General features: G+C 52.4%; 10 protein-coding genes. 6 read left to right on the plus strand and 4 right to left on the minus strand.

Going from position 1 to position 14,141, the window contains the following annotated elements:
* Nucleotides 1-5 precede the first annotated feature (5 nt).
* The 5 genes from G358_RS0122000 (at nt 6) to G358_RS0122020 (ending at nt 6,739) form a co-directional block, all read left to right on the plus strand.
* Complete coding sequence (locus tag G358_RS0122000) at nt 6-1,994, plus strand: DHH family phosphoesterase (RefSeq protein WP_019639423.1); 1,989 nt, start codon at nt 6-8, stop codon at nt 1,992-1,994.
* Nucleotides 1,991-2,434, plus strand: a complete 444-nt coding sequence (rplI, locus tag G358_RS0122005; protein WP_019639424.1) for a 50S ribosomal protein L9 — start codon at nt 1,991-1,993, stop codon at nt 2,432-2,434. The genes G358_RS0122000 and rplI overlap by 4 nt, the downstream gene beginning before the upstream one ends.
* 1 nt (nt 2,435) lies before the next feature.
* A complete protein-coding gene (gene dnaB, locus G358_RS0122010) occupies nt 2,436-3,797 on the plus strand; it encodes a replicative DNA helicase (protein WP_019639425.1) in 1,362 nt (453 codons plus the stop codon).
* Nucleotides 3,798-4,009: 212 nt separating this feature from the next.
* A complete protein-coding gene (locus G358_RS33720) occupies nt 4,010-4,957 on the plus strand; it encodes a hypothetical protein (protein WP_019639426.1) in 948 nt (315 codons plus the stop codon).
* 240 nt (nt 4,958-5,197) lie between these two features.
* On the plus strand, nt 5,198-6,739 hold the full coding sequence (locus G358_RS0122020; protein WP_019639427.1) for a peptidoglycan DD-metalloendopeptidase family protein: 1,542 nt from the start codon (nt 5,198-5,200) through the stop codon (nt 6,737-6,739).
* A 174-nt stretch (nt 6,740-6,913) separates the two neighbouring features.
* Here the strand turns inward: G358_RS0122020 and G358_RS0122025 are convergent, their stop codons facing one another.
* The 4 genes from G358_RS0122025 to G358_RS0122040 all read right to left on the minus strand — a co-directional run bounded on the left by G358_RS0122025 (nt 6,914) and on the right by G358_RS0122040 (nt 13,211).
* On the minus strand, nt 6,914-7,963 hold the full coding sequence (locus G358_RS0122025) for an efflux RND transporter periplasmic adaptor subunit (RefSeq protein WP_019639428.1): 1,050 nt from the start codon (nt 7,961-7,963) through the stop codon (nt 6,914-6,916).
* A complete protein-coding gene (locus G358_RS0122030) occupies nt 7,960-11,076 on the minus strand; it encodes an efflux RND transporter permease subunit (RefSeq protein ID WP_019639429.1) in 3,117 nt (1,038 codons plus the stop codon). The genes G358_RS0122025 and G358_RS0122030 overlap by 4 nt, the downstream gene beginning before the upstream one ends.
* Before the next feature lie 102 nt (nt 11,077-11,178).
* On the minus strand, nt 11,179-12,528 hold the full coding sequence (locus G358_RS0122035) for a sensor histidine kinase (protein WP_019639430.1): 1,350 nt from the start codon (nt 12,526-12,528) through the stop codon (nt 11,179-11,181).
* Complete coding sequence (locus tag G358_RS0122040; protein ID WP_019639431.1) at nt 12,525-13,211, minus strand: response regulator transcription factor; 687 nt, start codon at nt 13,209-13,211, stop codon at nt 12,525-12,527. The genes G358_RS0122035 and G358_RS0122040 overlap by 4 nt, the downstream gene beginning before the upstream one ends.
* 215 nt (nt 13,212-13,426) lie before the next feature.
* On the opposite strand from G358_RS0122040, the gene yycF reads away from it, so the two are divergent.
* A complete protein-coding gene (gene yycF / locus G358_RS0122045) occupies nt 13,427-14,140 on the plus strand; it encodes a response regulator YycF (protein WP_019639432.1) in 714 nt (237 codons plus the stop codon).
* Nucleotide 14,141 lies beyond the last annotated feature (1 nt).

A 14,141-nucleotide genomic window follows, 5' to 3' on the forward strand; every position in this document is an offset into this window, starting at 1 on the left:
AAATCATGCCTAATTTACTTCAAAAACGTTGGCACGGCTACCAAACCGTGTGGGTGTTCGCGCTGCAGCTTCTGCTCGTCATATTCGTCTCGTATTATAACTGGGTCCTTGGTCTGATCAGTTTATGCCTGGTCTGTGGCTTGACGTTCATCATGCTGCAGGCGGAACAGCGCTTTCGCAAGGAGCTCGTTCGTTATGTGACCGATCTGACTTACCGGATTAAACGAGTGGAAGGCGAGGCGGTGAGCCGGCTGCCGTTCGGTATTTTGCTCTATAGCGAGGAGCGCACGGTAGAGTGGCACAATCGATTTGTCAGCAGTATGTTTGGGCTCGACTCGGTTGTGGGACAACCGCTCACCGAGCTGCTTCCGTCACTTCCTTTACAGGCCCCCCGGGAGAAGAAGGATGCATCCGCACAGGCAAAGACTACGGTCGAGGCGGTCGTAGCAGACCGTCATTTTGAGTTGACGGTGCTGCATGATGAACGCCTGATTTACGTTCACGATGTGACTGAGCTGGCGATTCTTCGCAGCCGCTATGAGGACGAGAAGGCAGCGCTGGGCATCGTCATGCTAGACAACCTGGATGAGGCGACCCAGGGGATGGACGATCAGCAGCGCACGGCGCTTATTGCGAGGGTGGCCACGGCTTTAACCGAATGGGCGAAGCAATATAGAGTCTATTTGCGAAGACTGTCCTCGGAGCGTTATTTGATGATGCTGAATCAAAAATCGCTGAACGAACTGGAGCAGAGCCGGTTCGTCATCCTGGATGAGGTCCGCGAGATGACCGCGGACCTGAAGGTGCCGATGACGCTGAGCATCGGCCTCGGCTTTGGCACCGAGCGCTTCAGCGAACTGGGCGAGCTTGCCCAGTCGAGTCTCGATATGGCGCTCGGGCGCGGAGGGGACCAGGCCGCCGTGAAGGCCGGTCAGCGGCTCTCATTCTATGGCGGCAAGTCGGGCGCCATAGAGAAGCGGACGCGCGTACGGGCGCGCGTCATCGCGCATGCTCTCCGCGATTTGATGCAGGAGAGCGACAAGGTCATTATTATGGGCCACCGAATGCCGGACCTGGATGTCATCGGTGCCTCAATCGGGGTGCTGAAGGCGGCCGATATGTACAAGGTGGAGGCCCATATCGTGCTGGATGAGAAAAACCCGGGCATCGACCGCTTAATGGAGCGTATTGAGAAGGAAGAAGCGCTGCGCCGCAGGTTTATTACCTCGGAGCATGCTCTGGATATAATGACCGAGCATACGCTGCTGGTCGTCGTCGATACGCATAAGGCATCGATGACGATGGAGCCGAAGCTGGTGGAAGAGGCCAGCCGGGTCGTCGTCGTCGACCATCACCGCCGCGGCGAGGAGTTCATCAACGACGCGGTGCTCGTCTATTTGGAGCCTTATGCATCCTCGGCCAGCGAGCTAGTCACCGAGCTGATACAGTATATCCATGAGAAGGTGGAGCTCAGCCCGTTGGAGGCAACGACCTTGCTTGCAGGAATTACGGTGGACACGAAGCATTTCGCGCTCCATACTGGATCGCGTACGTTCGAGGCTGCGGCATTCCTGCGGCGCATCGGTGCGGACAGCGTGATGGTGCAGCGAGTCCTGAAGGAAGACCTGCAGGAATATATCGCTAAAGCCGATATTATAAAGCATGCGCGCATGCTTTATAATCATATCGCTCTGGCGGTGACGGAGCCGAACCGTAAAATTCCGCAGCTGCTGATCGCCCAGGTGGCGGACACGCTGCTGAACATGACGAATGTGCTGGCTTCATTCGTCATTAGCGAGCGGCCAGACGGCTTGATTGGCATTAGCGCCCGCTCGCTAGGGAACATGAATGTTCAGATGGTTATGGAGCGGCTTGGCGGTGGCGGGCATCTGACGAACGCTGCCGTGCAATTGGAAGGAACCCAGGCTGAGGCAGAAAGAAGACTGCTGCAGGTGCTGGATGAAATAGAAAAGGAAGAGGGGTTATTCGAATGAAGGTAATTTTCTTGAAGGACGTAAAGGGTCAAGGCAAAAAAGGGGAAGTCAAAAATGTATCCGAAGGGTACGCGCACAACTTTTTGCTGCCGCGGGGACTTGCCCGCCTGGCGACGGACGGTAATTTAAAGACGCTAGAGGTTCAGAACGCAGCGGAAGAGAAGCGTAAGGAGCAAGAGAAGGAAGAAGCGATTCAGCTCGGCGCGAAGCTGGAAGAAATGACGGTAACGGTGAAGGCCAAGGCAGGGGAAGGCGGCCGCTTATTCGGCGCAATTACTAACAAACAGATCGCGGAGGCGCTAAGCCAAGCGGGTGTGAAAATCGACAGACGTAAAATCGAGCTGGCTGAGCCGATCCGGACGCTGGGCGTCACTCAGGTGCCGGTGAAGCTTCACCCCGACGTGAAATCAACGTTTAAGGTTCAAGTAACGGAGGAATAAAATGGGCGGAGATCAGTTTTTCGACCGTATTCCCCCACAGAACCTGGAAGCGGAACAGGCGGTGCTCGGCGCTATATTGCTTCAGTCGGAGGCGCTTATTACGGCGATGGAGCGGGTGCGGACGGAAGATTTCTATGATCCTCCCCACCAATTGATCTATGATGCGATGGTTCAACTTGGCGAGGAAGGTCAGCCGATTGACCTTATTACGCTAACGTCAAAGCTTCAGGATCGGGGGCAGCTGGAGGATATCGGCGGAGTCAGCTATTTGGCTAAGCTGGCGAATGCGGTGCCTACGGCGGCTAACGTCGATTACTACGCTCGAATCATAGAAGAGAAGTCGATGCTGCGCCGCTTGATTCGGACGGCGACGCAAATCGTCAGCGAGGGCTATGCGGGCGGCGAGGATGTCGGCGGATTGCTGAGCGATGCGGAGCGGAAGATCCTCGAAATTTCCAACAGCCGATCAGGCAGTGGCTTTATCGCGATTCGCGACGTCTTGATGGAAGTGTTCGAAAAGGTGGAGGAGCTCCACCAAAACCGGGGCAATACTACGGGAATCCCTTCAGGCTTTGTCGATCTGGACCGGATGACTTCCGGATTCCAGCGTAACGACCTGATTATCGTTGCCGCCCGTCCTTCCGTGGGTAAGACGGCGTTCGCCCTGAACATCGCTCAGAACGTCGCTGTACGGGCTAAAGAGACCGTTGCGATTTTCAGTCTGGAGATGTCGGCGGCTCAGCTCGTTCAGCGGATGATTTGTGCGGAGGCGAATCTGGACGCGGGAGTTATGCGGACAGGCGATTTTAAAAATGATGACGATTGGTCCAAGCTGACGATGGGGATTGCCGCATTGTCAGAATCGGAGATTTATATCGATGATACGCCTGGGATAACGGTGGCCGATATTCGGGCGAAGTGCCGCCGGCTCCAGAAGGAGAAGGGCCTCGGTATGATTGTGATCGATTACCTGCAGCTCATTCATGGACGCGGCAAAGCCGGCGAGAACCGGCAGCAGGAGGTTTCGGAAATATCCCGTACCCTGAAGCAGATCGCCCGTGAGCTCGAGGTTCCGGTTATCGCTCTGTCCCAACTTAGCCGGGGCGTAGAGCAGCGGCAGGACAAGCGGCCGATGATGTCCGACTTGCGGGAATCCGGTTCGATCGAGCAGGATGCGGATATCGTCGCATTCTTATACCGGGATGATTACTACAACCAAGAGACGGAGAAAAAGAACATCATCGAGATTATCATTGCCAAGCAGCGTAACGGCCCGGTAGGCACCGTTGAGCTGGTGTTCCTGAAGAACTTCAATAAGTTCGCGAATTACGAACGTGCGCATACTGACGCGTTTGCGGGATAACGGGAAAATTATTAATTATTAAATAACTAAATAACTAAATAACTAAATAACTAAATAACGGTATTGTCTATTTACATTTAGCCGCTTGGGGCATTCGTGGGAACGACTGGCTCCGAGCGGCTTTTTTGCGTTATCTTTTTTCCCTTTATGAAGGTTGAAATCTTTTTCTATCGTCCATACTGGTAGGTAGAAGACGTAGAAGGAGGTTTAAGATGAGGTGGGTTACTTGGGTTTCTTGGCTGGTAAAGCTATCGATTACTGTCATTATGGTCAGCATGCTAACCGTGACCACGACCGGTTATGTCGTGAACTGGTATATTCAATCGCTGCTGGGCAGTTATAACATACCTCTTGAAGTGCAATCGCCTACTCTTGGAAGCATGATGAAGGGCATGCTGGGCTTTGGAGGTCCAGTAACAGACAGCAAAAATCCGGGCGGCAGGAATACAGGCGAGGCTGAAAATAAAAATAGGAATGCAAGTGTGAATACAGGGACCGGTGGAAGCAGCAATGGAAACAGCAATGGAAACAGCAATGGAAGCAGCAATGGAAGCAGCATTGGGAACAGCAATGAGAATAGTTATGGAAATAGTGCCGGGAATGGTAGGGACAATAGCGGGGGTGGCAGCGGTATAGGCCTCGGCACCGGTAATGGCGCCGGCAATGGCAACAACAACGGCAGCGGCAACAACAACGGCAGCGGCAACAACAACAACAACAGCAACGAGCCCAATCGTCCCGTCGAAGACGGGGTGAATGCGGAAGAGGGTACTCCTGAGGACGCACTCCCGGTGATGGGGGGGATGGCTTCCGGCCAGTCGCAGCAGTCGCAACAGGCGCAGTCCCAACAATCGCAGCAGTCCCAACAATCTCAACAGACGCGACAACAGTCCCAGCAGGATGCGCGGGGGAGCCAGGATCAGGTAGTTGTCATTTCCCCGGATGATTTATTGGCCAAAAAGGATGGGCTGCCCGACCAGCAGAAAGAAGAGATTTTTAATATCCTGATGTCCAAGCTTCCAGAGGACGAAATGCAGAAGATGACCGAGGCCATGGAGGGCGGATTGACCGAATCTGAAATGATAGAGATTCAGCAAATTTTGTCCAAGCATTTAGATAAAGAACAGTATGCAAAGGTTATGGATATGCTCAAAAAATAAATGGAGCCCCTTCCACTATGATACCATGATAGCGGTTCCATTCACAGAATTGTAAATAAAATACTTGCTGGGTATTTTAGTAAAAGATAAGTTAAACCCGCTCCTGGAGCGGGTTTTTGCCATTTGTGAACATAGTTGAAATCCGGGAGGATCGTATGCTAAAGTAGACGATAGTGACAAAAGGTTAAAAATTTGAAACTATTTATTGTCGAATAGAGTCAAATAAAAAAGGAGATTACCATGAAAGGTTTCAGGGGAAGACTCGGGCTTGATTGGCTCACGGAGCGGTTTCAGTCCGTAGTTCGGAGCATCAGGCTAAGCCACAATCTACCGAAAAATGAGCAAGATGTTATAGATAGCATGGATAAAGGGCGGAAAATGACATTACGCAGAGTCAAAGCCGGGGCAGCCGCAGCCGTACTTACAACAGGCCTGTTATTGGCCGGTTACCAATACGCGCAGGCGCATACGGTAACCTATTACCATGTTATGCTCCATGACGAGGAGATCGGGACGATCGATAGCGAGGAGCAGCTGCAGGAGCTCTACAAGCGCAAAGAGCAGGAGTACGCCGAGAAGTATCCGCAGGCGGATATGGTCGTTAATACGAAGGGCATTACAACGGTCGAGGCGAAGAAGTATAAAGCCAAGATAGACACGGAGGCGACTCTGTCCAAGCTGAATGAGAGGCTGACGGGTTACTCCCGGGGGGTGGAGCTGAAGGTCGATGGAAAGACCATCGCGATCGTGAAGGATCAGGCTACGGCAAACGCGATTCTGGAGCAAGTGAAGGGGAAATACATACCGGGCACTTCATCCAATAATGCGGCTTCCAAAATTAAATTAGTGAGCAGCAATCCGAACGCGGCCAAGAAGCAAAACGGCGTTGAGGTGGAATCCGCTGAAATCATCGAGGATGTGACGCAGGTTCCCGTGAAGACGGATCCGAACAAGGTGCTGAGCGCTGAGGAGGCGGTGCAGCGCATCGTAGAGGGCAGCGAGGCAGCGATCACCTACATCGTTCGCGAGGGGGATACGATTTCATCCATTGCTAAGCGGTACGGGGTGACTCAGAAGGAATTGTTCGCGAGGAACCCAGGCGTTCAGGAGAAAACGATGCAAATCGGCACAGAGCTGAACGTGAAGGCTTTGAAGCCTGCTCTTACCGTAAAGACGGTTGAGCTGGTATCCGAGGAAATCGTCACCGAACCAGAGGTGGTCATTCAGAAGAACGCGGATATGCAGGCGGGTCAGTCCAAGGTTGTGGCGGAAGGGCAAAGCGGCCTGAAGATCATGGATTACCGGCTGACCAAAGAGAACGGCGAGGTGATCGCTGAGGAATGGCTTGGCCATGAGGTGATTAAGGCATCATCGCCGCGCATCATCATGAAAGGAACGAAGATCGTCGGCGAGGGCAGCGGGCAGTTCGCGTGGCCGGTATCGGGCGCACGAATGACGAGCAGCTACGGCGAGCGTTGGGGCCGAACCCATAAAGGTATCGATCTGGTCTCCTCGAATCGGAACATTCTTGCCGCAGATGAAGGAGTTATCAGCTTTGCAGGCGTCAAATCCGGTTATGGCAATGTTATTATTATTAATCATAATAACGGATATGAGACACTGTATGGGCATCTGAGCAAGATCAGCGTCAAGAAAGGCGAGATCGTCGAGAAAGGCGCAAAAATCGGGGTTATGGGCAGCACGGGACGTTCCACCGGCACTCATTTACATTTTGAAATTCATAAAAACGGCAGCGTCCAGAACCCAATGAAGTATCTATAAGTGATGAAATATCCTAAGTATAGAGGAAGCTCAACACAGAAGTATACGCTTTGTACTGAAAACCTGACTTTTTGAATACTCATTTTAGTACAATTTCAGTACCGTTTAAATAAAAATGGCCCGCGCGTCGGGCGTTCCAGATGGAACGCCGTCGCGCAAGGCCATTTTTTTAGTTCAATTCGCCGCAACTGCTTCGACTTCTTGCTTGTCTTTCAACTGGTGCTGACCGGACACCACGACCTGGTCTTCCAAGGCCAAGCCGGTGATGACCTCCTGAAACAGTTCGTTGAGGCGTCCCAGTTCTACTTGCCGCTTCTCAACTTTGCCTCCGGAGAAAATATAGACGTAAGTGTTGCTCTCTTCCCGGATAATTGCCGTAGTCGGGATGGTGAGTACTTCCTGCTCTGCCTCATCAGTCAGACGCAGCTGTACCTTTGTTCCCGGCTTCAACGCTAGGTTCGCGTTGTCGGCTTGCAGCTCCAGCTCATAGGTTCTGTTCATCGTGTCCATGATGTCGGCGAAATAGATAATTTTCCCCTTGTACAGCTGCTCCGGCTGATCGGTGGCATAGAATGAAAGCTCGGTTTTGCCTTTAAGGAACTTGGCATTTTCTTCTGTGATGTTCGCCTTAATCTTGACCGGGTTGATCTGCTGGATTTTGCCGACGATTCCTTGGCTTATGATCATGCCGGACTCAATCGTGAAATCGGTCAGAATGCCGCTGATCGGCGCGGTCACTTTATAATTGTCCAAGGTGCGATTGATTTGCTCGATATCGATTTGCGCCATTTTAATCTGATCTCTTAGCGGCTGTAGGGCATCGGGATCGTCTTGCATGGCAAATTGCCCTTCTTTCAGACTTTCTTGGGCCGTGCGGAGTCCGATTTCCGCTTTTTGCTTCTGCAGCAGCACGTCGGCCGGATCCAGTTCAAACAGCAGTTCCCCCTGTTTTACCTGATCACCGCGGCTTTTCAACGCTTTAAGCACGTCGCCGCTTGCTTTGACGACGACATCCCTTTCGGCCGAAGCTGTCACTTCGGCTACCGTTTCCTGCGGAGCGCCAATGCTTCTCTTTTGAACTTCACTGATCTTTACAGACGGTTTCTGGACGTTCTGCACTTCCATTTGAGTTTCCTGAGGGGCATTGCAGCCGGCCAGGACTATTCCGCCCACGGCCAGTAATGCACAGCCCATTATAATTTTGATCCATCTATTATTTCTCATTGACTTACCACTCCCTCACTGATGTCGGTGTCGTCGGATGATTTATCGACTCGGCCTCCCCTATGGAACAAACGGCCCACCCGGTTCTTGAACGATTCGAGCAATTCGTAGACGACCGGAACGACGACCAGCGTCAGAATCGTCGACGTAACGAGCCCGCCGATAACGACGACGGCCATGCCTTTCGAAATCAGGGCTCCGCCTTCGGTAAATCCAAGCGCAAGCGGCAGCATGGCGGCCATCGTCACGACCGCCGTCATGATGATCGGTCTTAGGCGAAGCATACCCGCTTCGACCAAGGCGTGGCGAACGGTGTAGCCTTCTTCGCGCAGCTGCTGCGTCCGGTCGATCAGCAGAATCGCGTTGGTCACGACGATCCCGATCAGCATCATGAAGCCGATCAGCGAGGTGATGCTCAGCGCTTCGCCGCTGATCAAGAGACCTAGTAGACCGCCGATGACGGCAAGCGGCAGCGAGAAGAGGATGACAAACGGCGCGCTCAAATTGCCGAAAGCAATAACCATGATCAGATAGACGATAAATACGGCTGCTCCCATGGCGACAAACAGCTGGGAGAAACTTTCTGCGATATCTTCATTAATCCCGCCGATTTCACGCGACACGCCGTCCGGAAGCTCGACCTGATCCAGCGCCATCGCGACTTGACCGGCAACGCCGCCCTTGTTTTGGCTGTCGATTTTAGCGGTAATGTTCACGACTTGTTCCTGGTCGTTACGCTGAATGCTAGAGGCGGCGTTGATAATGTTCAGCTTGGCCACTTCCTTCAGATAAACGATGGAGCCGCTCCCCGAACGGAACGGGATGTCCCCTAGTTTGGACAACGTATCGAGGCCCGATTTATCCAACTGGACCGTTGTCGTATAAGTTGTGTTATCCAGCTTGACATCACCGATCTCATCCTCTGCAAGCCAACTGGCAACGTTTTGATGTACCGTGGAGGCGCTTAGTCCATATTGCCATACTTTGTTCTGATCAACTTCTATCTCAAGCTCCTTCTTGGCATCGCTGAGGGAATCCTCCACTTCCTTAATTTCCGGAAATTCCTTCAGCTTCTCCTTCAGCAGCGCGGAAGCTTCAACCAGCCGGTTGAGGTCGTTCCCTTTCAGAGAATATTGGAAATCGGTGCCGCCTGAATTACTTTCGAACGATCTAACGTCCAGTTCAGAGTCTTCCGGCAATTCGGCCATCAAAATGTTCTTGTATTGTTCTTGAACGGTTTTGACATTGCTGCCTTCGCTGACTTCGGTGAAAATCTGCGCCCGGTAAGGCGTTGCCTCAGTGGAGTCGTTAAATCCGATTAGCGATTCGGTAAAGGTAAATTGCGGCTGGCCGTCGGCTGCCTTCGCGCTATGCAAAATCTCTTCCATATCTTTGACTTTGGCGTCCATAGTTTTCAAAGAAGTTTCGTACGGCATCTTAATGACGAAGTAAAACTGCCGCGGAGGCTCTTCTTCCGGCATAAAGGTGATCGCTAAAAACGGTACAGTTCCAATAATTGACGCGATAAAGAGGAATCCTGCTGCCAGCAGCGTTTTGATCCGGTGGCGCAGTGACCATTCCAGGACACGGCGGTAAAAAGCCGTCGAACGTCCTGCTTTCTCTTCATGGTGCTTGATCTTGTTTCCGCGGAGCACCAGCACCTTGGCCAGCATCGGGATCACTGTCAATGCTACGAGTAGCGAGGCCAACATGGCAGTGGACAACGTAATCGCGAATGGCTGGAACAATTGCCCGACCATACCGCTGACAAATGCGAGTGGGGCAAAGACCCCGACCGTCGTCAGCGTGGATGACGTAATGGCTGCGCCGACTTCGCGGGTGGCCAGCTTAATGACCGATTCGCCGCGCTCCTGCGCTTTCTGCAAATGCGAATATATATTTTCGATAACGACGATACTGTCGTCCACGACCCGTCCGATCGCGATGAACATGCCGCCGAGCGTCAGAATGTTCAAGGAAATGTCCAAGGAATTCATAACGAGCAGCGTAATCAGGATCGACAGCGGAATCGAGACCAGGACAATCAAGGTCATGCGTATATTCCGCAGGAACAGCAGGATGACGAGCGCCGCCAGCAGCGCGCCGGTGAGCCCCTCATGCACCATTCCGCTAATGGAGGAACTGACGAGTTCCGAAGTGTCATAAATCGTCTTAAAGCCGATATCGGGAAGCTGCTGCTCCCAGTCTGCGAACAGGGACTCGACTTTCCTCGCGAAATCTACGGCGTTGGCATCGCTAGTTTTGTATAATTGGATGCCGATGGCTGGCTGCTGATTCAGGCGAGCTACAAAATCAGATTCCGAGATCGATTCAACCTTAGCCAGCTGATTCAAGCGAACCCGGGTGCCGCTCTGGGTCAGCAGGTCCATATTTTCCAGGTTGTATACGCTGTTGGTATCGCCCTTTACACGGGCCATCAAGGAACTGCCATCGAGATCGACGGCTCCTGCAGGCAGCGAAGTAAGGTTTTGACGAACCTGGCCGGACACTTGTACGGGAGTAAGGCCAAAATCGTTCAGCTTCCCTGCATCAAGCTTGATGGTAAGCTTCGTTTCCCGTGCTCCGATTTCGTCCATATGGTCGTAGCCGGGGATCGATTCTAGTTCAGGCTTGATCTCGTTGGCATACCATTGATCCAGTTCCGTCTGGCTCATGCCGTTTCCGCCATAGATGGCGAAATAATAAGCCGGAATCGAGGCGTAACCGAAGGTGGCCACCTTCGGGGTGCTGGCCGAAGCGGGCAGATTGACCTCTTGCAGCAAGCTTTCAATATCTTGCTTTTTCTTTTCGGGGTCGGCCTTATCGGTCAACATGACTATGATGGTCGCAAAGTTGTCGCTGGACGTAGAGTCCAGCGAGGTAACTCCCTCCATGTTGGCTATTTTTTTCTCTATCGGTTTGGTTACTTGTTCCATGACGTCGCTGGGAGACCCGGGATATTGGGCCGTTATGAATACCACGGGAATCGAGATGTCCGGCATGATCTCCGTCTTTAAATTCCCAGCCGCATACAGGCCGCCGAAAAACAACATGATGATCATAATAAACAAGGCGCCTATATTCTTCATGGAAAAACTGGTTAGTTTGTTCATGGTAATCCTCCTATCTTAAGAAAGATTACCGGATAAATGTGAACTGAGTATGAATAAAAAGCCAAAATTACCTAAAAATTTAGAAAAAAAGAACTAAAACGCTTAGGATGGCAGGGTGACGGTGATTTCCGTACCGATTCCGGGCTCACTGCTCACCTCAATGTGGCCCTGATGCAGGTCCACGATTCTTTTGACGATGGCCAGCCCCAGCCCATTGCCGTTACTCACCCGGTTACGGGAGCGGTCTGCCTTGTAGAACCTTTCGAACAAATGGGCCTGGTCTTCCGGCGCGATGCCGATTCCCGTATCTTTGATGGTCACGGAAACCTGATGGACGCCCCGGTGAGCGGAAATCGCGATTTTGCCGCCTTCCGGTGTAAAGCGGATGCTGTTCCCCAGCAGGTTGATCCATACCTGGTCTAACTGGTCGCGGTCGCCGAAAATTTTGACGACGGGCAGTTCCAGATCGATGACAATGGATTTGGCAGCCCATTGCGGTTCAAGAGCGACCGCTGTTTGCCGAATCTGCTCGTCAAGGCGGAATGTGACTGGATGGAACGGATGATGCTCTGATTCAAGCGAGGCCAGCTGCAGCAGGTTATCGCTCATTCGGGACATCCGCTCGCTTTCCGCGATAATGATGCCCAAATAACGGTCACGCTCCATGCTGCTGAGCGTTTCCTTCTCCTTCAGTGCTTTGGCGAAGCCGCGGATGGATGTGAGCGGCGATTGAATTTCGTGTGAGACGTTGGAGACGAAGTCCTGGCGCATTTCCTCGATTTGCCGCAGCTGCCGCCTCATTTCGTTAAAGCTTTGTACCAGGACGCCCAACTCATCTTTGCGCCGCGCTGTCAGCTCGCTGCTGAAGTCCCCTTTGGCCATCCGCTTCGTCGCTTCCGTCATTTTACGCAAAGGCCGGATCAAAAAGGCGGCTTCCACGATGAAAAACAGGCTGCCGCCCACCAACAGGACAGTGATCCCGGTGAGGATCATGCCGCCGATCGGATAACTGATCTGGTTGTTCGAATTTGGCTCGATAAACATGGCATAGGTTTGGCCCTGATGGCCGAAAGGCAGCCCCACGTAGACATGCCCATCGGAGGTAATCCCCTTCAAGATTTCCCCTTGAAGCACGCGCTCGGCTTGCTCCCGGCTTACTTCGATTAGGGGCAGCGGGCCGTATTGTTCTTCGGACAGGGAGCCGTCGAAAATTTGCATGCTGACCATATTGGTCAGTTCCTTGATGTCGTCCATCACCAGGGACCGGCTGTCGTACCCGACCCGATCGAAAATCCGGATGAGGCTTTGGCCCAGCGTAATCATGTAATCCTGGGTTCGATCCTGGATCTGACGCTGATATAAGTAACCGATAGCCATCGTGGAGGCTAGCAGGCTGACGAGAATGGCGACCAGAAACATGACGACGATACGGACGTAAAGCGATTTGATCATTTTTCCACCACAAGTCTATAGCCGAGCCCGTATACGGTGGCGATATGAAAGGCAGGAGCCTCCTGGTCGCTTGCCGTAAAGCGTTCGCGCAGCCTTTTGATATGGACGTCGATCGTACGGTCATCCCCTGTGTAGTCTGGGCCCCAGATTTGTTCGATCAGCTGCTCGCGGGTAAAGATTTGCCCGGGATAGCTTCCAAGCTTAAATAACAGCTCGAACTCCTTGGGAGGAAGCATGAGCTCTTCGGACCCGCGGATTACTTTATAGGTTTGGCGGTCCAGCAAAATGTTCCCCAAATGAATGCTTTGAGAAGAAGCGATTTTGTAGCGCTTAAGCAGCACTTTGGTGCGGGCCACCAGTTCGAGCGGCTCGAACGGCTTCACGACATAGTCGTCAGCACCGAGGTCGAAGCCCTTTATTTTTTGCCCGGTCTCGCCCTTTGCGGTAACCATGAGCAGCGGCGTATCCGGATACAGGCGGCGCAGCTCGGCGCACAGCTCCCACCCGTCCATGACCGGCATCATGATGTCGAGGACAACCAAATCAACCGTCATTTGCTCCATCAATTTCAGCGCCGCAATGCCGTTTTCAGCCTGGATGGGACGGAATCCTTCATTCGATAAATAGAGACAAACCAGCTCGCGTATATGGGGATCGTCATCGACGATCATAATGGTGGCCATAGGCTTTATTTTCCTCCTTAAGTGACTGGTAAAAATAAGTTAATGTATGTATGATCTAAGGCAACCATGATAGTTGCCGATATTGATAGATTAACAGCTTTAGCCTGAGGCAATCAACAATTGCCTTAGGCTTCCCGGATAGCTGATGCCGCTAAGGATATGGTAAGATAGAAGGAGATCAATCCATGATCGAAAGTTTGGGGTGAATCACGATAATGCTGGGTAAAATTTTAGTTGTGGACGATGAGCGTCCGATTGCCGATATTTTGAAGTTTAATTTGGAAAAAGAAGGGTACGAGGTTATCCTTGCTTTTGATGGAATTGAGGCCGTGGAGCTGGCATTCAACGAGCAGCCGAATCTCATTCTGCTTGATTTGATGCTGCCCGGCAAGGATGGCATGGACGTATGCCGAGAGGTACGCGCTAGGCTGCAGACGCCGATCATTATGCTGACCGCCAAGGATGGCGAAATCGATAAGGTGCTGGGACTGGAGCTTGGAGCTGATGATTATGTCACGAAGCCGTTCAGTACGCGGGAGCTGCTCGCCCGGGTGAAAGCGCAAATGCGGCGGCAGCAGAAGCCGGCTCAGTTGGAAAGCGCAGAGGGCAAACAGGGGATCAGCTTGTTTGAACTGTTTATCGATACGGATATGTATACAGTATACAAGAACGGCGAACCGCTTGATTTGACTCACCGGGAGTTCGAGCTGGTTCATTATTTGGTGAAAAATGCCGGGAAAGTGATGACCCGGGAGCATTTGCTGCAAGCAGTGTGGGGTTATGACTATTTCGGAGATGTACGTACGGTGGACGTGACGATTCGCCGGCTGCGGGAAAAGATTGAGAGTGATCCGAGCAAGCCTGAGTATATTTTAACCCGGCGCGGGCTCGGTTATATGATGCGCAGCTCCAAGGCGGGTGGATTCTAGG

This window comes from Paenibacillus fonticola DSM 21315 (assembly GCF_000381905.1).
Taxonomy (GTDB): domain Bacteria; phylum Bacillota; class Bacilli; order Paenibacillales; family Paenibacillaceae; genus Fontibacillus; species Fontibacillus fonticola.

Bases quoted from the DNA above. Each gene is read 5' to 3' on its own strand.
- G358_RS0122000 (WP_019639423.1), top strand. From the start codon at position 6: ATGCCTAATTTACTTCAAAAACGTTGGCACGGCTACCAAACCGTGTGG.
- rplI (WP_019639424.1), top strand. From the start codon at position 1,991: ATGAAGGTAATTTTCTTGAAGGACGTAAAGGGTCAAGGCAAAAAAGGG.
- dnaB (WP_019639425.1), top strand. From the start codon at position 2,436: ATGGGCGGAGATCAGTTTTTCGACCGTATTCCCCCACAGAACCTGGAA.
- G358_RS33720 (WP_019639426.1), top strand. From the start codon at position 4,010: ATGAGGTGGGTTACTTGGGTTTCTTGGCTGGTAAAGCTATCGATTACT.
- G358_RS0122020 (WP_019639427.1), top strand. From the start codon at position 5,198: ATGAAAGGTTTCAGGGGAAGACTCGGGCTTGATTGGCTCACGGAGCGG.
- G358_RS0122025 (WP_019639428.1), bottom strand. From the start codon at position 7,963: ATGAGAAATAATAGATGGATCAAAATTATAATGGGCTGTGCATTACTG.
- G358_RS0122030 (WP_019639429.1), bottom strand. From the start codon at position 11,076: ATGAACAAACTAACCAGTTTTTCCATGAAGAATATAGGCGCCTTGTTT.
- G358_RS0122035 (WP_019639430.1), bottom strand. From the start codon at position 12,528: ATGATCAAATCGCTTTACGTCCGTATCGTCGTCATGTTTCTGGTCGCC.
- G358_RS0122040 (WP_019639431.1), bottom strand. From the start codon at position 13,211: ATGGCCACCATTATGATCGTCGATGACGATCCCCATATACGCGAGCTG.
- yycF (WP_019639432.1), top strand. From the start codon at position 13,427: ATGCTGGGTAAAATTTTAGTTGTGGACGATGAGCGTCCGATTGCCGAT.